The organism is Planococcus sp. TJ-301 (genome assembly GCF_058268475.1).
In genome coordinates this window covers 146,104-166,370 of sequence record NZ_JBZDOH010000002.1, presented here as the reverse complement: position 1 = coordinate 166,370, position 20,267 = coordinate 146,104, and the positions used below count along the sequence as shown (strand labels likewise).

Annotated in this window: 18 protein-coding genes and 1 riboswitch; of the genes, 6 read left to right on the top strand and 12 right to left on the bottom strand. The window is 47.1% G+C overall.

Features of this window, described 5'->3' with window-relative positions:
- Positions 1–367 precede the first annotated feature (367 nt).
- Genes AC4EHJ_RS11670 through AC4EHJ_RS11650 form a run of 5 tightly spaced genes read left to right on the top strand, consistent with a single transcriptional unit; the run spans position 368 to position 4,172 of the window.
- A complete protein-coding gene (locus tag AC4EHJ_RS11670) occupies positions 368–877 on the top strand; it encodes a DUF4178 domain-containing protein (RefSeq protein ID WP_490975797.1) in 510 nt (169 codons plus the stop codon).
- A 19-nt stretch (positions 878–896) separates the two neighbouring features.
- Positions 897–1,568, top strand: a complete 672-nt coding sequence (locus AC4EHJ_RS11665) for a PspA/IM30 family protein (RefSeq protein WP_490975796.1) — start codon at positions 897–899, stop codon at positions 1,566–1,568.
- 60 nt (positions 1,569–1,628) lie between these two features.
- Positions 1,629–2,183, top strand: a complete 555-nt coding sequence (locus AC4EHJ_RS11660; RefSeq protein ID WP_490975795.1) for a DUF4247 domain-containing protein — start codon at positions 1,629–1,631, stop codon at positions 2,181–2,183.
- Positions 2,184–2,206: 23 nt separating this feature from the next.
- Complete coding sequence (locus AC4EHJ_RS11655) at positions 2,207–2,602, top strand: DUF350 domain-containing protein (RefSeq protein WP_490975794.1); 396 nt, start codon at positions 2,207–2,209, stop codon at positions 2,600–2,602.
- 16 nt (positions 2,603–2,618) lie between these two features.
- Positions 2,619–4,172 (top strand): polyamine aminopropyltransferase, encoded by a 1,554-nt coding sequence (locus tag AC4EHJ_RS11650; protein WP_490976017.1) that lies wholly within the window; start codon positions 2,619–2,621, stop codon positions 4,170–4,172.
- Between the two features lie 154 nt (positions 4,173–4,326).
- Here the strand turns inward: AC4EHJ_RS11650 and AC4EHJ_RS11645 are convergent, their stop codons facing one another.
- The 12 genes from AC4EHJ_RS11645 to AC4EHJ_RS11590 form a co-directional block, all read right to left on the bottom strand.
- Positions 4,327–5,259: a DUF5996 family protein gene (locus AC4EHJ_RS11645; protein WP_490975793.1), complete on the bottom strand. Its 933-nt coding sequence runs from the start codon at positions 5,257–5,259 to the stop codon at positions 4,327–4,329.
- A gap of 619 nt (positions 5,260–5,878) precedes the next feature.
- Positions 5,879–6,484, bottom strand: coding sequence for a flavin reductase family protein (locus tag AC4EHJ_RS11640; protein ID WP_490975792.1), 606 nt, complete (start codon positions 6,482–6,484; stop codon positions 5,879–5,881).
- A 218-nt stretch (positions 6,485–6,702) separates the two neighbouring features.
- The gene (locus AC4EHJ_RS11635; protein ID WP_490975791.1) at positions 6,703–7,833 is read right to left on the bottom strand and encodes an iron-containing alcohol dehydrogenase family protein; all 1,131 of its coding nucleotides are present in this window, start codon (positions 7,831–7,833) and stop codon (positions 6,703–6,705) included.
- A 17-nt stretch (positions 7,834–7,850) separates the two neighbouring features.
- Positions 7,851–8,675, bottom strand: coding sequence for a MetQ/NlpA family ABC transporter substrate-binding protein (locus AC4EHJ_RS11630; RefSeq protein ID WP_490975790.1), 825 nt, complete (start codon positions 8,673–8,675; stop codon positions 7,851–7,853).
- A gap of 19 nt (positions 8,676–8,694) precedes the next feature.
- Positions 8,695–9,366: a methionine ABC transporter permease gene (locus AC4EHJ_RS11625; protein ID WP_490975789.1), complete on the bottom strand. Its 672-nt coding sequence runs from the start codon at positions 9,364–9,366 to the stop codon at positions 8,695–8,697.
- The gene (locus AC4EHJ_RS11620; protein WP_490975788.1) at positions 9,356–10,369 is read right to left on the bottom strand and encodes a methionine ABC transporter ATP-binding protein; all 1,014 of its coding nucleotides are present in this window, start codon (positions 10,367–10,369) and stop codon (positions 9,356–9,358) included. Before AC4EHJ_RS11620 ends, AC4EHJ_RS11625 begins: the two co-directional genes overlap by 11 nt.
- Before the next feature lie 71 nt (positions 10,370–10,440).
- Positions 10,441–10,549, bottom strand: a riboswitch (SAM riboswitch).
- A 224-nt stretch (positions 10,550–10,773) separates the two neighbouring features.
- Entirely contained in the window at positions 10,774–11,037 is a 264-nt protein-coding gene (locus AC4EHJ_RS11615) for a cation transporter dimerization domain-containing protein (RefSeq protein WP_490975787.1), read from the bottom strand.
- Positions 11,038–11,211: 174 nt separating this feature from the next.
- On the bottom strand, positions 11,212–12,798 hold the full coding sequence (locus AC4EHJ_RS11610) for a peptidoglycan DD-metalloendopeptidase family protein (RefSeq protein ID WP_490975786.1): 1,587 nt from the start codon (positions 12,796–12,798) through the stop codon (positions 11,212–11,214).
- A gap of 778 nt (positions 12,799–13,576) precedes the next feature.
- Positions 13,577–14,521: a metal ABC transporter substrate-binding protein gene (locus AC4EHJ_RS11605; protein WP_490975785.1), complete on the bottom strand. Its 945-nt coding sequence runs from the start codon at positions 14,519–14,521 to the stop codon at positions 13,577–13,579.
- A gap of 24 nt (positions 14,522–14,545) precedes the next feature.
- A complete protein-coding gene (locus tag AC4EHJ_RS11600; protein WP_490975784.1) occupies positions 14,546–15,406 on the bottom strand; it encodes a metal ABC transporter permease in 861 nt (286 codons plus the stop codon).
- Between the two features lie 2 nt (positions 15,407–15,408).
- Positions 15,409–16,149, bottom strand: a complete 741-nt coding sequence (locus tag AC4EHJ_RS11595) for a metal ABC transporter ATP-binding protein (RefSeq protein ID WP_490975783.1) — start codon at positions 16,147–16,149, stop codon at positions 15,409–15,411.
- A gap of 432 nt (positions 16,150–16,581) precedes the next feature.
- Positions 16,582–17,322 (bottom strand): YwaF family protein, encoded by a 741-nt coding sequence (locus AC4EHJ_RS11590; RefSeq protein WP_490975782.1) that lies wholly within the window; start codon positions 17,320–17,322, stop codon positions 16,582–16,584.
- 634 nt (positions 17,323–17,956) lie between these two features.
- Between AC4EHJ_RS11590 and AC4EHJ_RS11585 the strand changes: the two genes are divergently transcribed.
- Positions 17,957–20,131 carry a bifunctional metallophosphatase/5'-nucleotidase gene (locus AC4EHJ_RS11585; RefSeq protein WP_490975781.1) on the top strand — a complete coding sequence of 725 codons (2,175 nt, stop codon included), beginning with the start codon at positions 17,957–17,959 and terminating at the stop codon, positions 20,129–20,131.
- The last annotated feature ends 136 nt before the right edge of the window (positions 20,132–20,267 follow it).

Sequence of the window (20,267 nt, the reverse complement as noted above, 5' to 3'; positions counted from 1 at the left end):
TATGTATAACGCTTCTACTCTGCTCTATTTAAAATACCATAATAATATGATTTCTAGTAATAAACCACTTGTCCCTCTCTCAGGAAACCATGCATTTCAGAGATGCGATTCCAAGCCTTTTTTCTTAAGCTATAGCTCACTTCCGTTCTATTAGAGGTGGCTATAGTTTTTTTATTCCCAATAGTGCTGGCCGGGCTTAGTAAAACTCTATAAAGGGTAAACAAAAGCAAAGTTGGTGTCAGTTCCGCTGACTTGGAGCGTCCTGTCATTGGCAGAGATTCAGCTTTGATTTGCCGCGGCAATCTGGTATATTCAAAAAAATGAAACTTCTGCAAGGACGGAACGTATTTTTAAAAGAGGTGAGCATATGGGGTTTTTAAACCGCTTATTCGGCGGGAAGGAAAAACAGGCACCGGAAGTGGAAAAACGGACGCTGCGCAATTTGCGCGTCAAAGATTTTGTCACTTATGACCTTGTCGATTACGAAGTCGTCGGCAAAATCCACTACGACGACAGCGGCTATACGTGGGATGCCTATCAGCTGACGTCTGGCGGCAAAAGCACCTGGCTCAGCGTGGAAATGGACGATGAACTTGAAGTAGGCATATACGAAAAGTTCCGGATTCCGGGGCTCGAACCCGGAGCCAAGCAAATCACGCATGACGGCAAAACGTATCATTTAGAAGAAAAGGGCCGGGCGTACGTCACATCCCAAGGCCGCAGCGAGAACGTCAACGGTGCGGAAATGGACTATTACGAATACCTGGATGAATCCGGCGATATCTTCCTGTCCGTTGAAGTATGGGGCGGCGAAGTGGAAGTCAGCAAAGGCTCCAAAATCGAAGAATACGAAATCACCATATTAGCAGCAAGCTAAACAAATTGGAGGAGAGAATATGTTTCAATTTTTCAGTCGTGTACGAACGTATGTAGAATCCGAGCTTAACGCAGCACTTGATAAAGCAGAAGATCCGGTAAAAATGCTCGACCAGTTTATGCGGGACATGGGCTTGGACATTCGGGACGCCGAAACGGCTGTCGCGAAACAACTTGCCAACGAAAAGATCCTGAAGAAAAAATACGACGATGCCAGCAGCATGGTCGCAAAACGCCAGAAGCAGGCCGAAGAAGCTGTGGAAGCCGGCAATGAAGACTTGGCCCGCCGCGCACTTGAAGACAAACAGAACCATGTGGTCCAGGCGAACTCCATGAAAGAAGCTTACGAACGGGCAGCCAATGACTCGACGGTGCTGCGCGAAAAACTAGGCGAAATGAAACGCGAATACGACGAAATGCAAATCAAGAAAGATTCGCTGAAAGCACGTGCGGAATCCGCGAAAACGCGCACTAAGATCAATCGTACGATGAGTTCGGTCGACAGCGGCGAATCGCTCCAAGGGTTCAACCGCATGGAAGAAAAAGTCATGCACCTGGAAGCGGAAGCGGAGACATCGGAAGATATGCGGGCAGGCTCACGCACGCTCGATGATGAATTCGATTCGTTGAAAAAAGGCAGTGCCGTGGACGACGAACTGGCAGCCATTAAAAAACAGTTTGGAAAAGAATAACGAACCGCGGTCCGCTCGCTTGCGGGCGGGCCGTTTCCGTTCATATGGAGTGTTTAAACGATGATTAAAAAAACTTGGCTAACGGGCCTTGTGGCTGCCGTCCTGTTCTTATCGGCATGCGGCAGCCTCGTACAGGCGGAAGATTACGTGGAAGACAATTATGCGTTTGTCAATGCGATCCAAAGCGACGCCGGCGATAACAGCCGCGCCATGATGTACCGGTCCGACAAAGACATTGAAGGCACTATAGCGGAACTGAGCGGTATCCAAGAGCCGGAACAAGTCGGCGAGAAAGTGGAAGGCCGTCAAGTAATGGTCTATGACAAGGAATTCATCATTTTGACAGAAGATCCGGACAATCCCGGCTCTACGCTTGTGGAAGTGGCCGAAGATGAATTTGTCCGCAACCATTACAACCCCGGCTTTTTCAGCGGTATGTTTTTCGGTGCGTTCATCGGCAACCGTTTCGGTTCCGGCTGGAGCCAATCGCAAGCAACTCGCTGCGCGCGTGGTGGATGTTATTCTGGCGGCGGCGGATACAATTCGATTCCATCATCTACTACGGGCGGGCGTGGATCCGGATTCCGCGGAGGCGGACCGGGTGTCGGAAAATAACTCATAGCAAAGGAGCTTGACTAGTGAATTCATTCTTACTGACGTTTTTATATTTCCTGGCAGCGATTGCTGTCGTCCTTGTCGGCCTCGTCATTTTTGAACTATTGACGAGAAAGTACAAGGACTGGGAGGAAATCAACGCAAACAATACGGCCGTCGCTTTGTCGATTGCCGGAAAAATCATCGGTACGTGCGTCATCTTGACCTTCTCGATTTTGGAGAATGACACCATTCTCGAGACTGTCACTTGGGGGCTTTTCGGGTTGCTTCTCCAGTTTGTCGCTTATTTCCTGTTCGAATTGCTGACACCCCGCTTTTCCGTGGAAACCCAATTAAAAGAAAGAAACACTTCAGTCGGCATCATTTCGTTTGCCGTTTCAGTCGGTTTGGCGTTCGTCATCGGCGCTTCTATTACGTAAGGCGGTGTGTTGAATGCTGACTGAACAAGAATCCGTCCGGCAAAGCCGGGCGATTTACTATGCCTCCGGGATCGTCTCCATCTGCGGCATCATTTTCGAGGTGCTGTTCGGAGCGCTCGGTTCATACATTTTAGGAGATGGAGTGAAGCAATACACACTCACCATCTCCCTTTTTTTAACGGGAATGGGCATAGGCGCTTACCTCAGTGAGAAAATGACCCGCCATTTGATTGCGTCGTTCGTCTGGATTGAATACTCTATCGGCCTCATCGGCGGATTTTCCGCGATGCTGCTGTTCGGCGTAACGGCTTACCTGCCGCCGGGCACCAGTTCGCTGTTTTTGTACAGCGTCATTCTGATTGTCGGTTCTCTGACAGGTGTCGAGCTGCCGATTTTGATCCGCAAAGCGAGCGAAATTGGCGTGTCCCTCCAGAAAAGCGCTGCCAAGGTACTGTTTTCCGATTATGCAGGCGGGCTTGTCGGCGGGCTGCTTTTTCTGTTTTTGCTGCGCCCTTATTTCGGGCTGGTGAAAACGGCTTTTCTCGTAGCATTGATCAACGTGGCGGTCGCCCTGTGGATCGTCTTCCGCTTCAAGCATGAATTGAAGCGCTTTAAACTGCATGCTTCGTTCGGCGTTTTGTTTTTAGCTATTCTTGTACTCGGTGCTTTGTTCGGAGAGCAGGCGGCGTTTCATTTCGAGCAGCAGCTCTACAAAGACCCTGTGATTTTCTCAGAGCAGACGTCGTACCAGAAAATCATTTTGACGAAGCAGCAAGGCGATACCCGGCTTTACTTGGACGGCCAGCTGCAATTCAGCTCTTCCGATGAACACCGCTATCACGAAATTCTCGTCCACCCACCAATGGCTGCGGCGGCACGGCATGATCGTGTCCTCGTACTTGGCGGCGGTGACGGTCTCGCGGTCCGTGAATTGCTGAAATACGAAAATCTTGGAAGTGTCGACTTGGTCGACCTCGACCCCAAAATGACCGAAGCCGCAAGAAATCAGCATTTGCTGACGGAGCTCAACGAAAACTCGCTCGATGACCCGAAAGTGAATGTCTTCAATGAAGACGCGTTCCGCTTTTTAGAATCTGCGGAAGGCTTTTATAATGTCATCATCATTGATTTGCCCGACCCGAACAACGAATCGCTAAATAAACTCTACACGCAGGAATTCTATTCGCTCGCTCGCAATCATTTGCATCCGGACGGCGCCATGATGATCCAGGCCACAAGTCCGGTGTTTGCACCGCAAGTCTATTGGACAATCGATAAGACCATAGAGGCGACCGGCCTCCAGACCGAAAACCTGCACGCCGACATCCCGAGCTTCGGCGGCTGGGGCTACGTCCTCGCTTCCCGTTTTGGAATAGATGTGGAAAGCCTTGCCATTATGGATGACACCGAATATTTGACCACTGAGCTGCTGCCGGCATTGACGGCATTCGGCAAAGACGAAGACGCGGTGATCGAAGACAGCAATGGCGAGGCGGTTACGCTCGAGCCCAATACGCTCATCCGCCCGAACTTGATCGAGGTTTATGAGAAAGCATGGACGAATTACTGAAATGATACACGAGTTGTTGGCGGGTGAAGATTTTCTGCAAAAAAATTGCGCAAATCAACCGGCCATTGATACGTAAAAGCGCACCCTTCCAAATGGAGGATGCGCTTTTTTGATTTGATTTCAGTTGATCCATCAGAATAGCGATGGTTCTCTATCAGCTGTCAATCGGCTTCCCATGCTTACCTTGCTTCGGCATGTCCAGAGGAGTGAAATAATAGTCACATCCTTGCCAATCGAGTTCCTGGATTAGAATATCAAAAGAGCTTCGGAAAAATTCTTGGATCGTCCGGCTCGGATCGGCGGAACGGGCTGCCGTTTCCAGGTCCAGAAAAAACTCGCTCTTCTCTGGATCGTAATAGGCTTCGGCAGGCTGCAAGGAGGATGTATCGAGCTCTTTATAGAGAAAAGGATAAGGCAGCACGAAAAATGTCGGCTTATCGACGTTGTCATCTCCCAGCCAGAAACCGTATTCCAGCATATGCTCATCAAAAGCAGCTTTTTCGATAACTTTGTCCATGGGAAAGGCTTCAGGGATGCCATGCAAAATCAGCAGCGATACATCAAATGTGCCCCAAAACAGCGCTGGTTTCACCTTCCGGCAACGCATCGGGCCGACAAACTTCAGCTGTTCCCGCAGCGCATAATGGAAAAGTTTTAACCCTCTTAGCGCATCCATCTGGTTGAACTTTAAGGGAGCCGCATCTTCGTTCAACATCTTTTTATAAGCCATTTCCTGCGGCTTCGGGTTGATCGACAGCATGATCCCCCGGCTGTTCAACGCTTGGAAAATCTCGTCAAAATAGTCTTTGATGGATTTTGACGTTTCCAGTGGCACGCTTTGACTGTCGCCGTCCACATTGATTTGAATTCGACTGTTGATGATGTCCAAGTCGATTTGAAACGTTGCATCGCCATGAAACAATAAGCCGGTTGAGAAGCCCTCAGGTGTGACAGCCAAGGTTACATGCGCCCATTGCGGCTCTTGCTGCGCGGTTTCCAGTTTTATCTTCCCCAGAATCTGTGAGATCAAATGCAGCGTGAATTTGGTATCCGCCCACTCCGAATGCTTTATCATCTCAAGCTTCATCGCGTTCTCCTCCTTGGTCTGCTTATTCAACTTCTGTTTTTCTCCATTGTTTTCCGAAGCCGTTGACACTTGTTTTTCTTTCCACTTCTTTTATTCGATGCCAGCAGACATTTTCCTCTACTCTGTAAAAAAAGCGAACCGGATTGATTGACAATCAGCTTCTGGTGCACAAATGCTTTGCTTGCTCAGACAAGCGAAATGCATCCATCTTTGATTTGGGGGCAACAGTTTCGCCCGTTAACATGAACTAAATCGCAGTTAACATGACTTAGCCAGGTGTTAACATGAAGTGCGGAAGAGTCAACATGAGCTAGCTAGCCATTAACATGAACTATTAGAAATTTAACCGGTACTAGCTGAGAAGCATCTCTCTACAACCCAAGTTCAAGAGTGTAAATGGAAAAGCCGTTCGCCCCAGCGAACGGCTCCTTAATAGAAAGAGCGCATTTCGGCTTAGCGAAATGCACTTATCTTTGTTTTTGGGGCAACAGGTTCGCAGTTAACATGAACTAGCTAGAAATTAATATGAGTTACCGCCCATAGTATTCCTTCAAAGTGTTGCTGTATCCGGTATAGTTCTTCTGTCCAACGCTTGTAAAAACGTTTCTTTCCTCAAATTTCATTTCGGTCTGGCTAGCTCGAAAATCTCACCGAGGGTGGCATAGTTGGCGCCGGCCAAACGGCTGACGGCACCCAGCACTCTCGGATCAATGCGGCCGTCTTCGTAAATCGCCTCGTCGACATGGAATTGGACAATTTCGCCGATAAACAAATCGCTGCCAGGGCCTTCGCCGCCAAACGGCACAGCCTGGACCAACCGGCATTCCATGCGCACTTTCGATTCGGTGATCCCCGGAACTGAAACCGCTGTACTCGGAACGGGTGTCAGGCCGACGGTGTCCACTTCACTTTCCGAGGGCGGCAAGGATGCGGAAGTTTCGTTGATCTTTTCCACATTTTCGCCGTCCACAATGTGCACCACAAATTCCCCGCTTTCGTAGATATTGCGGGCCGTATCCTTCAGTTCTCCCTTTGGCCGCTGAATGGCCAATGACACCATTGGCGGATTGGACGAAACGATATTGAAATAGCTGAATGGTGCCCCGTTGACAACTCCCGCTTCCGATTGGGTCGTCACAAACGCAATGGGCCGCGGAATAATGGACCCGACCAATAATTTATAATTGTCTCGCTCAGTGTTTTGCTTCGGATCGATTGAAATCATGTTCTTCAGCTCCTTTTCATTTAGTAACTAAATACCCTTAAAATGTTCTGCTCAATATCTATTTTGAAACTAAATGCCTGAATGTCTTTGTTCCCTGGGAGCGAAACAATTCAAAAGAGCTGAAAACGCCAAAAAGAACGACCGTAAAGTGCACCACTCTTTACGGTCGTTCTTCTTTTTACTTTCACGGATAGTTTCAAAGACCATTTAAGAGCGTTTTAAATGTGAAGGTGCCGTTCCGAAGCTGTTCTCTCAGAAGGTCCGATTTCATTTAAGACCGCTTGCTCTTCAAGCTTTCTCATAACTGCTGCTACCTCATCCGCTCGAATCGGCTCCTCTTTCAACACATGAATCGTTTCGTTTTCCCTAACCGCCTGGACGGCAATTTCATCGATCCAGCGGCTTGGTATTTCTAAGTCCTTGAGTGACACCGGCAAGCCGATTTTTTGATAGAATGCCATCAACCCTTCGGCTTTTTCCGATTTCTCTTCCAGCAGCAATTGCACGAGCACTCCGTATGCCACTTTATCGCCGTGCAGCGCCTGGTGCGACTCGGGTGCGATGGTCATGGCGTTGTGAATGGCATGTGCGCCTGCGACGCGGCCGTATTTGTCGCCGAATCCGCCGACCATGCCGCCAAGCATAATGATGGTTTCGGCCACTTTGATGAACGCGGCGGACAGCTTTCGCTGCTTAGCATCGGCAATTGCGGCTTCCGCATGTTCAAACATTTCGTCGGCGCATAGTTTCGCGGTGTAATGGGCTACTTTCAAGGCAATCGGCGGGTCTTCAAAGCGGCTGATCTGGACATCCGCCTCGAACCATTTTGCGATGGTGTCGCCGATCCCGGCGACAAGCATCGGAACCGGTGCATCAATCAATACTTGGGGTTCGACCAAAAGCAGGTCGACGCTTCCTGGGAAAACCGTGTAATGCGTCATCGCCCCTTCGTCTGTGTAGATAACGCTGAGCGGGGTCCACGGTGCGCAATTCGATGCGAGTGTCGGAATCAGCACCAACGAGGTGCCGGTTTCATGAGCGACGCCTTTCGCGATATCCAGGACTTTGCCGCCGCCGGCTCCAATGATCGCATCGGCTCCTAATGACTTAGCGAGGCCTGCAACCCGGTCGATTTCTGCAAGCGAACTTTCTCCCTGGTAAATTTCAAATGCAGCTTCGACTCCATCCAGTTCCGGAAAAAAGGGACGCAGCGCTTGCCAGGATTTTGTGCCAGTCAGGATCAGCACTTTTTTAATGTTTCGTCTCATCAACTTATCTTCGAGTCCGTCGAGCACACCGGGAATGCAGATATATTCAGCCGGTGCACCTTTTACAATGATTCCTTCCATTCCTGTCCCCTCCTTGATTAGCGAGATTCCATCCATTCCGGTTTGCCGAAGCCTTCGAAATCGGAATCGATCAAAGCTTCAAATTCCGGAGACTCCACAATTTCCACTAAATCTTTGGCTAATTGCGTGTCTTTGTTTTCCGTCTTGACCGCCACTAAGTTGCGGTATTGGTCCGGCATGTCTTCAAGAACAAGCGCATCCTGCAGGTCCATTTCAGCCGCCAGCGCAAAGTTTCCTGGCACAGCTGCCAAGTCCGAGCTTTCAACAGCACGCGGCAAGCCGCCTGCTTCGATTGGCTGGAACACAAGGTTTTTCGTATTTTCATCGATGTCTTTTTCAGAAACCGTCAATTCTTCAGCTGCCGGATCGAGTGTGATCAAGCCGTGGTCCTGCAACACCAAGAACGTCCGCGCCGCGTTGACCGGATCGTTCGGAATAGCGATAGTTGCGCCGTCTTTGATTTCTTCGATTGACTTAAAAACGTTGGAATAAATGCCCATTGGCGCTGTTGGCACGGTGATCAAACCGGTCAGGTCCATGCCGTTTTCTGTCGAGAAGTTTTCCAGGTAAATCGAGTGCTGGAACAAGTTGGCGTCAAGGTCGCCATTATCCAAGGCGTTATTCGGCTGAATGTAATCGCTGAATTCAACAATTTCCACTTCGTAGCCTTTTTCTTCAAGAGCTGGCTTGAATGCCTCGTTCAGCATGTCGCTATAAGGGCCGGCCGTTCCGCCGAGTTTGATGGATTTGCTGTCGGTGTTCGATTCTTCACCACCACCGCCGCATGCGGCGAGCAAGGCAAGCAGGATGAGCAGGATAGCTGGTAAGATGAATTTTTTCATGTGAGTTTCTCTCCTTTTATTATCGTTTGTCTATTGCTTTGGATGTCCAGTCTCCAAGTTGCTGAAGAATTTGGACGAGAACGATCAAGATGACGACGGTGACGATCATGATGGTATTGTCGTAGCGGTAATAACCGAAGCGGATCGCCAAATCGCCGATGCCGCCACCGCCTACGACTCCCGCCATAGCGGAGTAGGCAACCAAAGAGATGATTGTGATCGTGACGCCTTGGATGATGCCCGGCTTCGCTTCCGGCAACAGCACATCTTTGATGATCATCCACGGCGTAGCGCCGACCGCAACAGCGGCTTCAATGACCCCTTTATCGATTTCGCGCAGCGACGTTTCGACGATGCGGGCGAAAAATGGGATGGCTGCGACTGATAGCGATACGCTTGCTGCCGCTGGCCCGATGGTCGAGTCCACCAATAGCTTGGTCAACGGAATCAATGCAACGAGCAAGATGATGAACGGAATCGACCGCACCATATTGACGATAAAGCCGAGAATCGATTTGATCACCCGGTTTTCCAGAAACAGCCCTTTGTCGGTGACAAACAACACGATGCCGAGCGGCAATCCGACGACAATGGCAATCGCGAGCGACACGCCGATCATGTATAAGGTTTCGCCGAATGCTTTTGAAATATCCGGCCATAATTCGATCATATGCTGAAAATCAAAGCCCATTTTTAATCACCTCCACTTTTGCGCCACGGCCTTCCATATAGGTGATGGCCCTCCTGATATTTTCCGGCTGTCCTTGGATTTCCATCAAGAACAACCCAAGCGGCTTTTCCTGTATATATTCGATGGTACCGTGGAGAAAGTTCCCTTTGACATCAAAATGCTGGACGGTATCGGTGATGACGCCTTCTCCGGCCACCGCTCCCTTGAACTGCACTTTGATGATGCTTCCTGTACACGCATCGAGAATCGGCTGCGGCACATCAAACGACACGACAGAAGAAATGAATTCCTTCGTTAAATCGGTTTTGGGATCCGAAAAGATGTCGTAGACTTCTCCTTCTTCGATGACCCTGCCGTCCTGCATGACCGCCATCCGATCGCAGATTTCTTTGACGACGTTCATTTCATGGGTGATGAGGACAATCGTGATGTTCAGTTCCCGGTTTATCTTTTTCAACAGCCGCAGGATCGACAGCGTGGTATTCGGGTCAAGCGCGGATGTGGCTTCATCGCAAAGCAGGACCGACGGGTTGTTCGCCAACGCCCGTGCAATGCCGACACGTTGCTTTTGCCCGCCGCTCAGCTGTGCGGGATAGACGTCTTTCTTATCCGCCAATCCGACCATGTCCAGCAATTCGTCGACCCGTTTCGCCGACTCTTCTTTTGGCCGCTTGGCCGCTTTCAGCGCAAACGCGACGTTTTCGCCGACCGTCTTTTGGCTGATCAAATAGAAATGCTGGAAGATCATGCCGATTTTCAGCCGTGCCTGCCGAAGCTTTTCACCGCGAAGGTGGGTCAGGTTCAAGCCGTCCACTTCAATATCGCCGCTTGTCGGCTGTTCCAATAAATTCATGCAGCGCAGCAGCGAACTTTTCCCCGCTCCCGAGTAGCCGACAATGCCGAAAATTTCGCCTTCGTTAATGGTCAGCGTGACGTTGTCTACGCCGGTCACCAGACCTCTTTTCGTTTTATAGTCTTTTGATAGGTTTTGTATGCTGATCATGATGGTCCTCCTCTTTCCTACCAATAAAAAAGTGCCTCTTTCATATAGAAAGAGGCACCGTAAATGGAATTGGTTTATCTTTCAGAATGAAATCATTCTGCAGGATTTAGCACCTTCCCAGCTCGTGCTGGGGGTTGCTGGACGTCTTCGGGCCTGTCCCTCGGTCTCTCTTGATAATGTTCCATATGAAGTTGTGTATTGGCTTGGATTTAATAGTATAGGACATCCTAAATGCTGTCAAACCTTTTTTTGAAAGTAATTGCTGTTTTCGAAATTGTTAGACCAGCTTCAGAAGGCGAATTTATTTCGTATTTTTTATTTTGATTGTGAGAATGGGTATGCTCGCTCCCCATCCTTTCCTACCCCCACTATCAACTTGGATCCCAGCTCAAAAAAGCTTGGAACTATTCATTTACCCCTTCCATCTCTATTGTAGAAAATCCAATATTTAGTTCAGCTGTTGCTTCCCTAACAAGTTGTTCAATGGTTCGGGCATCTTCAAGTCCGTCTCTTTTTGCATAGAGGTGGACGTTCATTGCGTTCTCTTCTCCGTCAATTGACCAAATGCGCAATTGCTGAACCGATTGGTCTCCAGGTATTTTTTCTAATTCCAACCGGGCGCTTTTCAAATCGATATTTTCGTATGCGCCTTCAAGGAAACATGTCATTCATTGATAACTAGCCAAATGGCTCCATTATATTTCAATGCGTGTATCCGACTATCAAACTAACGGAATTCGCCAGATTTAGTTTTGAATTCCGTCAACTTTTTTATCAAAAGATTTTCAAAACCAAAGTCAAAAAAACAGCATGCTTTAGTTAAAAGCACGCCGTTTTCACTATTATTGTAGATAATTCATTGGATTTACCGCATTAGAACGCGATCCGTTCCATGAACCAATATGAATTTCAAAATGTAGATGCGGACCGGTTGAGCGTCCTGTCGAACCAAGCAAACCGACCGTTTGGCCTTGTGAAACGGCTTGGCCAGCTGATACGCTAATCGCGTTCATGTGAGCGTAAACAGTCGCATAGGATTGGCCATTGATCGAATGGGTAAGAATGACGACATTTCCGTATCCACCCATCACGCCGGCAAAAGAAACATAACCGGACGCTGACGCAGAAATCGGTGTGCCGGTAGCATTTGCTATATCTTGCCCTAAATGCGATTCAGCACCTTCTCCGATATCCCGTCCACCGTAGCCGGATGAGTATCGGCCAGCAACCGGTCTGATAAACATTGCTCCAGAAGAAGGAGCAGCTGCGGCTGCAGGGATTGGGCTTACAGAAGGACTTTCTGTTTTCGCTGCCGGAACAGCTGAAGCCTTGGAACTGCTGGCAGCTTCCCGAGCCTCTGCAGCGCGTGCTTCTTCAGCAGCGGCCTGTGCTAACGCCTCTTCTTCTGCCGCTTGAGCGAGGGCCTCTTCTTCTGCCGCTTGAGCGAGTGCCTCTGCTTCTGCCGCTTGAGCGAGTGCCTCTGCTTCATCTTTTGCTGTGGCTTGAGCGCGCGCTTCTTCAGCTGCTTGTGCTCGTGCTTCTGCAACAGCTTGTGCTCGTGCCTCTGCCGCCGCAGCTTGTGCCCGTGCTTCTGCAGCAGCTTTTTCAGCTGCTATTTTACGAAGACGTTCTTCTTCCGCTTTTCTTGCAATTTCAGCCAAGCGGGCTTGCTCATCAGCGATTTGTTTTTCCAAGTCTTCGCTGATTTCGATTACTTCACTGAATTTAATCTCTAGGCTGCCTTTTTCTGTCGCTAACCTTTGTTGTTCGGCTTCCAGCTCATTTACCAGGCCGGCTTGCTCTTTTTTCTGTCCATCAAACGAAGCTTTTAACCCGACCAGTTCCGAACGGCGTGTTTCCTGGTCATTAAGCTTGCTTTCAACTTGCGCTTTTTGTTCGGCCAATGCTTTTTTGTCATCCGCCTGATTTTGCATAATCTCACGATCCGCTTCAATCAGCGCGTTGACTGCAGAAAAACGGTCAATGAAATCAACGAAACTATTGGCGCCAAGCAGGACGTCGAGATATTCGACCGATCCCCCGCTTAATTGGATGGCACGAGCCCGTTCCTTAAGCAGTCCTGTACGCTCCGCAATCTTTTGTTCAAGTTCTTCAATCGATTTTCTCAATTCATCGATTTCGGATTTTGTCCCTTCGATTTCGGATTGCACCTGATTGATCTTTGCTTCTGTTTCGGTAATTTGGGTATTCAAATCTGCTATTTTCGCCGCAAGCTGCTCCAATTTCGTAGCATTCTGATTGAGTTGCCCCTCTTTTTCATTGATGCCCGAATTCAGTTCGCTTTGCTGCTGCTGGGCTTCTTGTTTTTTCTCTTCTAATTTATCCAGGTTATCTGCATTAGCCGTTGGGACTAAAATGGATATGGCTAATATTGAAGATAAACTGGTCATCATCCATTTCGAAATCAAGTATTTTTTCCCCTTCCGATATCTTTCTGATATTGCTATATATGATTGATAATAATGTAAGAAAGTATTTTCTATGTTTAGAAATCTATTAATTGGCTTAGAAATAATTTTATGTAAGAGTTTACTTCTCAAACCTCTAACCCACTTAGTATATCAGTTAAACCTCTACCACTGATTACAGCCATATTTCAATTTCTTCTATTTGTGAAATATTTCTGTATTATTTTAACTATTCTGATTATTGAAGAAAGATAGCGTAAAGGGATAATAGCTTCCTAGGAGGTAATCTAATGGATAATACTTGGAACACAACTATTTATAAATTATAGTGGCCTGTTTATGATGTGATTTTTAATGTTGAATATTTTTTAGAAGCGCGCAAAAATGTAACTTTTTAAGTCCGTATGAATAGGCAATCCATTCAACTTCCCAATAAAAATACACCCTTATTCGTTAGATGGTCGTCTAACAATAAAGGTGTATTTTAGATGCAGAGATAGGGCACATGTTTTTTTGCCGCGGGCGTCACCGCTGTTTTGCTTCATATCGAGAAATCTCTTAGCGGAGGCGCGTCAAGGGACTAGGCAAGGAGATGGCCAAATTTAATTTGGACCATTTCCTTTGCTTCGAAGCTAGCGCAGCGATGCAACGCTTTTTCATGTCCCGAAGCTAGCGTAGCCGGGACAGAAACAATCGTCTTTGCTCTGCCCAAAGCGTCCAAAGCGGTTTATCAATATCAACATATTTTGTTCAACTTATAACCGCTAAAATCTTCCCTTTAGTTAGTCAGCCCATTCAAAATAGTGTCGATATTCCATTCCATCATTTTGATATACGTATCGCCTTCTTCTCCTGGTTTCCCAATCGAATCGGTGAATACTTTCCCTTTGATTTCCATCCCGGTTTCTCTTGAGACCGCTTCCATGCTGCGAGGGTCGATACTGGTTTCTAAAAATAAGCCTTCGATATTCTGTTCTTCAATAAGGTCCACTATATGCGTAATCTGCTTGGGTGTTCCTTGATTTTCCTGATTGATTTCCCAAATATATTCTGCTTGGAAATCATACGCTTGGCTGAAGTATTTAAATGCGCCTTCGCTCGTTACAAAAGTACGTTGTTCTTCTGGAATTTCGCTATACCGTTCAATGGCATTTTGATGAAGCGCTTCTAACTCGCCAATATAGGCTTCCGCATTTTGCTCGTATTCTTCCGCATGTTCCGGATCGATCTTGATGAATGCGTCCCTTGCATTTTCTGCGTATTTAATGCCATTTTGCACATCAAGCCAGGCATGAGGATCTTCTTCGCCTTCTTTGCCTTCAGTTGTCAAAAACATCGGCTCGACCCCTTTGCTCAGTGCAAATACGGGTGCATCCTCCCCTGTTTTGCCAGCAGTGTCCAGGAGTTTTTCAAACCAGGAATTCCCTGCTTCAAGATTCAAGCCGTTATAGAAGACGGCATCAGCATCGGTTGTTTTTTGTACATCCCTTGGCAGCGGATCGTATTCATGCGGATTGGATCCGACCGGAGCCAAGCTATGAATTTCTACCCGGTCTCCTCCTACATTTCGGACAATATCGTAAATAATGGAGTAGGTGGTGACTACCTGTATGGTATTTTCATTTTCGCTTGCCGCGTTGTTTTGGTATGGATCGCTTCCACACCCTCCCAAAGCAAGAAGCAATAAAAGACTAATAACTAAAAACTGCTTATGATTTCTCATCGGTATGCTCCCCTTTTGTAAATTTTAAGTCATCAACTTGTTCTGTTTTTTCTTGGCACTCAGTTCTCTCCAAATCACCCCTTGTTTAGGAGAAAACAGGAAAGCCAAAAAGAATAGCGCTGTTGCTGCAAGTACAATCGTAGCGCCTGACGCCAAATTATAAGTGAAGCTGAAATACAGGCCGATGACGGAAGCACTTGCTCCTATGGCAGCTGAGAGAAAAATCATCACCGATAACCGATCTGTCAGCAGATAAGCAGTTGCCGCCGGCGTAATGAGCATGGCTACGACCAGTACAATACCAACTGTCTGCAAAGAAGCGACTGTCACCATCGTCAGCAGCGTCATTAAGAAATAATGGATGAGCCTCACTGGAAGCCCGTAAACTTCTGCCATTGTCGGATCAAAAGATGTGACAAGAAGCTCTTTGTAAAAAAGATAAACCGCGGCTAATACAAGCACTCCGGTACCGAGCGTGATCCACATATCCGATGGCCGGACTGCCAATACATTGCCAAACAAAATATGATACAAATCCGTGCTGCTTTCGAGTACTGTAATCAGGATAACGCCTAAAGCGAATGCAGCTGTAAACATGATGCCGATTGATGTATCTTGTTTGATGCGGCTGTTTTGGCTGACAAAGCCGATTCCGATTGCGGTTAAAACCCCTGTGAACACAGCACCAAAGAAAAAATTAATGCCCAGTGCGTAGGCGATGGCCACTCCCGGCAACACCGCATGTGAAATCGCATCTCCCATCAATGCCATGCCGCGTAAAATGATAAAGCAGCCGATGACGCCGCAAATGACGCCGACCATGATTGAAGTCATTAACGCCTTTTGCAAAAAGTCATATTGGATAATCCCCTCGATAAAAGCCATGATCAGCTCACCCCTACTTCATGCAAAAAGGACAATTCTCGTTCGTACGCTTTCAGGATGATTTCTGGACGCAATACTTCCTGAGGGTTTCCGAAATGAATTACCTGTTTGTTCAGTAACAGTAATTGATCAAAATAATCATTCGCTTTGCTTAAATCATGGTGGATGACTACTACCGTTTTCCCTTGATCTTTTAAATCTTTCAAAAGATTGATAATCGTTTCTTCGCTAGAAACGTCAATGCCGACAAAAGGTTCATCCAAAAAGAACAGGTCGGCATTTTGTGCTAGCGCTCGTGCGAGAAATACGCGCTGTTGCTGGCCCCCGGAAAGTTCCCCGATTTGTCGATCTGCAAATTTCTCCATGCCCACTTGTTCCAAACACGCGTAAGCCCACTCTTTTTCTTTTTTCTTTGGACGCTTGAATAGCCCCAGAGTCGGATAAGTTCCGATCAAGACGGTATCAAGAACATGGATGGGAAAATCCCAGTCAAACTCGCTTCGCTGCGGAACGTACGCGATTTTTTTGCGGTTCTCCTTCAACGTACTTCCCAATATCTCGATGCTGCCCTTATCAATCGGCACGAGGTTCAATAATGCCTTTAACAGAGTCGACTTCCCAGCACCGTTAGGCCCGATAATTCCTAAGATGTTTCCTTGTTCAACCCTTAAATCAATTTCTTGGATCGCTGCTTTGCCGTGGTAAGAGACGTGGACATTTTTTAATACGAGTGCATAAGCCATTTTATTCCCTCCCGACATTGTTTGTTGCTAGTTGAATTGTTTTTCCTAAAGGAAACTTTTTAATAGTTTATTCCTTTTTCTGATAATTGTAAATAGAAAAGATTCCTTCATTTCTATATTTTTTTCATTATATTGAACCTGAAAATCGGATTGAAGAAGAATTTTTCTTGGACGCTCTGGTGCTGCTTGGCTAATAGCAAAAAAGCACAAAGGGCTAAAGACTAGCCCTTTGTGCTTTTCATTTTATTGGATCTTACTTCTTACTTTTGCAGACATCTTGCCCCTCCCATAAGTTCATTTGAGATGAGTTTTTATCTTTTATATACGAATTGGTAAATTTTAAGTTTTACTTTATGTTCCGCTTAGAAAAACATTGATTTCTTCTCAGCAGCGATAGGTGCAGTATAAATTGCAATGTATGATCAGATTCCTTTAGAATACCCTTTTCCGCTTAGACGCTTTTTTAAAGAGCTTTTGGAATATCAAGTACTGCACAAAAAACAGGAGCAAGGCGGCCAAACACAGATTGATGTAATACCAAAGGCCGTCTCCGAAAAAATCCAATGGAGAAGCGGTGGACGGCCGACGATCCAAGTAGAGATAATTGGATTCCGTCATGGGGTTCACAAGGAAACCGATAACTGCGGCGTAAACAAGCAGCAATGCATAAACGGAAAACACCGAACGGATGGTGATGGTGCTTGGAAAGACCAATCCCAGAAACAAGCAAGCCCAAGAAATCGCGGTGTGATGGATAAAGAATTTCCAAAACCGGTAATGTTGATAATCGTAAGGCAATTCGGGGGTCAATAAGGCCAGCACAGCCGGAACAATCCCGATAAAAAATGAGACCTGAATCCAAAAAGGCCGCAATGTCAGCAAGCCGGCCATGGCAGTAATAGAGGCGATTCCACATAAGTGAAGCGGCACATGGCGGCTGAAACTCCAAAGATCATGTGTAATGGCCCAATACTGGTAGGAAACTTCCGAGAAAATCAGAATGGCAAGCAATAGCCAGCGCAGCCGCTGGAACAGCTGAGCTTTCACTCCTAATCTATCTTTCAACAGGATAATGCAAAAGAGTCCAATGAAGGCTACGCTTAACGCCAGCAAGTGGCTAAGGGAAAAAAACTCAAAAGGATAGTCGGACGTTGCACCAAACCAGGTTTCCATAGCTGCCCTCCTGTATAACTCGTTATGAGAATAGTTTAGCATTATTTATCGGTGGAAGAAGTCTTATTTGCTACAGGCTTCATTCCATTATTTTGCACAATAAACGCCCCAAATCTATTGGCGTGGATACACTATGCGGAGTTTACAGAAGGTGTTAAAATGTCACTATATTCAGTATTTTCGATTTGAGACGGTCATGAATTGTAATGTGAAAGCTCGGATAGCAATACTTCACCGATTGGTTTTTGTATGTGCAACAGCGCTTAAAATTGGTTCTTTTCACTTCTTCGTCCACTAGCAGTTTCACTGGCAGTCCACCGCTTTTATATTTACATTGCCCCATGTGAACCTCACAAATAAAGCGGATTCGAGCCTATTCCCCTCCCAAATTTCAAGCTGCAAACTATAGGTTTTATTAACTGGACGTAAAGAGGGCATAAAGACTTATTTAAAAGGCAAAAGATTATAAAATTTTGTTGTTCCTGTAAATGGGACATGCTAAACTGAAAATGAATGATTGCGCTTACTTGCTGTGTTGGAAATACATCGAAAGACAATTTGCCGCAGTGCTTGTGTGCACAGGCAACAGCCCGGTATCCGCCAATCGCTCAAAAAAAACTAAGGATGGTGTCGAATGAAAGGAAAAGTCTTTAAAACCGCGATTGCGGCTGTATTGACAGCTAGCGTCATCGGAGTTCAAGCTCCGGGCAACGTACAAGCAGCAGAAGGTGATTTCGAGCTGACGATCATGCACACGAATGACACGCACGCGAACTTGGACCAAGTGGCCAAGCGCGCCGGAATCATCAATGATATCCGCTCGAAAAAACCGAATAATCTATTGCTTGATGCGGGAGATGTTTTCTCAGGAACACTTTACTTCAACACATTCCAGGGCCAAGCGGATGCGGAAATGATGAATTTGATGGGCTATGACGCCATGACTTTCGGAAACCATGAATTTGACCTTGGTGCAACGGATGGCCATCAGGCACTTAGTGAATTCATGTTTGCTGCAGGCTTGCCATTCGTATCGGCAAACGCGGACTTTTCACAGAACACCTTTATCAAGGATTACCAGAATGCTGAATATACAAGAGTATTTGAAGACGGTGAAATTTACAACGGCATCATCAAAGAAATCGACGGCGAAGAAGTCGGGATCTTCGGTTTGACGACAGCAGAGACAGTAAACATTTCAAGCCCCGGCGATGTGACGTTCTCGAATTACATCGAAGCGGCTGAAGAAGCTGTAGCGGCTTTTGAAGCGGAAGGCGTAGACAAGATCATCGCGCTTACGCACATCGGCCTTAATGATTCAGTGAATTACGACAACGACATGACATTGGCTGCAGAAGTTCCAGGAATCGACATCATTGTTGGCGGGCACACTCATACGAAAGTCCAGCCTCCAATTGTTGTGGAAAACGGCGACCCGATCGTCATCGTGCAAGCTAACGAGTACGGCAAATTCCTTGGGCAATTGGACGTCACTTTTGACGATGCCGGCGTTATCACAAGCCACACAGGCGTTTTGCATGATGTAGCTGCAACTACACTGACGCCGGATGCAGAAGTAGCAGCGGCACTTAAAAAGTATTCAGATGAAATCAATGCAATCAAAACTCAGCCAACAGGCGCTGAAGCTGACGTTTTTCTTAACGGCGGACGTAGCCAAACTCCTGGAGACGGAGTCGGTGTACGCTCTTCTGAAACGAACCTTGGAAACTTGATCACAGACGGCATGCTTGCGAAAGCGAAGACCGTTGACGCTGAAACAGTGATTGCTGTTCAAAACGGCGGCGGCATCCGTGCATCAATCAATGCTGGACCAATCACGTACGGTGAAGTCTTGACGACGTTGCCATTCGGCAACTCGCTTGCCATCATGGACTTGACTGGCGCTGAGCTGAAAACGGCTCTAGAGCACAGTGTTTCCCAATATCCGAATGAATTGGGTGCATTCCTTCACGTTGCGGGCATGAAGTTCACATTCGATCCAGCTAAAGCAGTAGGATCGCGCGTTACTTCAGTAAGTGTTAAAGAAGGCGATGCGTTCACAGCATTAGACCTTGCTAAAAACTACAAAGTAGCAACGAATACATTCGTAGCTGCAGGCGGCGATGGCTATACGTCATTCGGCGCAGCTTATAAAGATGGACGCGTATCTGAGCCAGGATTCACGGATTTCGATATGTTCGTTGACCACATTACGTCATTAGAAAACGTTAACCCTGTTGTTGAAGGGCGCATCGTAGCTGGCGCTTACGTCGAACCGACAGTTCCTGGCGAGCAAGAAGCAGATCCTGACCTGTCAGGTGAAGAAGCAGTCGTCAAAGCTGGCGAATTCAACGAAGAAGGCGAATTAACGATTGAATTCACAGAAGGCACGATCGCAGCATTGCTCGAAAGCGGCAAAGATCTATTGATTGACTTGCCGACTGCTGATTTGACTTTGTCAGCAGCTAATCTACAGCAAATCGCAGCAGCAGCTGGCGAAGGCTTTAATCTCGACTTCGCAGTTGAAGATGCGGCAACAGTAGACAGCCGCCCAGCATTAGCGCAGCAATTTAATATCGCCATCACAGACGCAGAAGGCAATGAAATTCCTGTCCAATTCACGTCAAGCGTTGAACTGGCATTCGACACGGACAGCAGCATCAAAGTCCAATTCGGTGCACGCGAAGACGCACAAGGCAAATGGAAAATCATCCAAGGCGAATTGAACGGCTCAACGTTCACGCTGAACGTCAACGAGTTCGGCAACTACACAGTGGTCACGAACAAAGGGCAAGCTAAAAAGAAATAAGATGTGGAAAGATCCGAGGCGCTGAGGCGTCTCGGATCTTTTTTGGTTTGGGGAGCTGGTTTTATGTGTTAACAAGGGTTTCTGCGGAGTTAACATGACCTGTCTGGAGTTTAACCAGCACTAGCGGTAGAGAGTC